Annotated in this window: 1 pseudogene; it reads left to right on the top strand. The window is 69.0% G+C overall.

The window, feature by feature from the left end:
• Positions 1-1,262 (top strand): annotated as a pseudogene (locus tag FKP22_RS33220) (hypothetical protein); the annotation flags it as partial.

The raw sequence follows: 1,262 nt of genomic DNA, 5'->3' as shown, positions 1-1,262 counted from the left end.
AGGGGGAGACGCGGTGGTGTATGGCGTGGTCGACGACATGTTGTTCGGCGTTGTGCTGCCTCGTTACGTGGAAACTGCAACAGGCGGTGCTGGCGGTGCTGCACAGGCCTCGCTGGGTGGCAGTGGTGGCCGTGCCAGCGCGCAATTGATGCAATCCGAAAACATCTCGGCCGTGCTGAGCGGAACGCTCAAGGCGCAAGGCGGTGAAGGGGGCCAAGGCGGCAGCTCGGCACAAGGCGGCGCGGGAGGCGCAGCAGAGGCCCTGGTCAATCTCGGCCCCTGGACCGGCGGCTCGGTGGATCTCAGCCTCAGCGCCATCGGAGGCCGCGCTGCTGGCAGCCAGTTGGGTGGGGGCGCCCGCGTTGTCGCAACCGCCTCCACCGGCATGCACACCGTCATCACCGGGCTCGCCGAAGGTGGCGCCGGCGCCTCGGCTGGCGCCAAAGGCACCGCGGATGCGAGCGTGCTGGCGGTCACCACGCAGTTCGATGGGCTTGCACGGGCCAGCAGCACGGCCCGGGGCAGCCAGGCGCGTGCGCAGGCCGAAACCGAGGGCCTGGGCGCAGCGGACCTGCTTTCTGACGCCTGGACCACGGCCAGGATCGGTCTGGCGACCGCCATCAGCCGGGTGACCGGCGACATCTCCCAGATTCCCAAAATCGAAAGCACCGCGGTGGCCGCAGCCGGTGGCAGCGTGCACAGCCAGGCTGCCAGCAGCTTCGACCCCGCGGCACCGTTTCGTTTTCCGGACCTGAGCAAGGGTGGCCTTGGGCTGCAGGCCTTTGCCTTCACCAATGGCGCGCCGGGCGCCAGTGCGCTGAGCACGGCCCTGAGCGGACGCCCAAATGTCTCGGCCGCCGTGAGCGGTGCCAGCGTGCTGGGCCTGGGATCGCTGGGTGCCAGCAATGGCGCGGGTGCATTCGGCAGCCGCAGCTACAGCGCCAGCGCCAGCGCCAGCTACAACTTCTCGCTGGCCAGCAACAGCAACCTCACGTTGGGCCTGCTGGGCATGACGGCCTACAACGGCGGCTTCACCAGCATGAACTTCAGCGTCGTCAGCGGTGCCACCACGCTGGTCAGCACCAGCTTCACGGCGCTGGCCTCGGCGCAGACCTACTTCACCGACCACCCACTCTCGCTGGGCACCTTCGTCGCGGGCGCCAACAACCTGGTGATCAGCTTCAGCCTGACGGCCGCGGCGGCCAAGGGCGCGGACATCGGCTACGTGCTGTCGTCCAAGCCCACCGGTTCGCTGAGCGCCG

Origin of the sequence: Ideonella azotifigens, assembly GCF_006519715.1 — a bacterium.
GTDB lineage: Bacteria > Pseudomonadota > Gammaproteobacteria > Burkholderiales > Burkholderiaceae_C > Ideonella > Ideonella azotifigens.
Note: the sequence above shows the minus strand (reverse complement) of the source record. Positions and strands in the feature narration are given on the sequence as shown.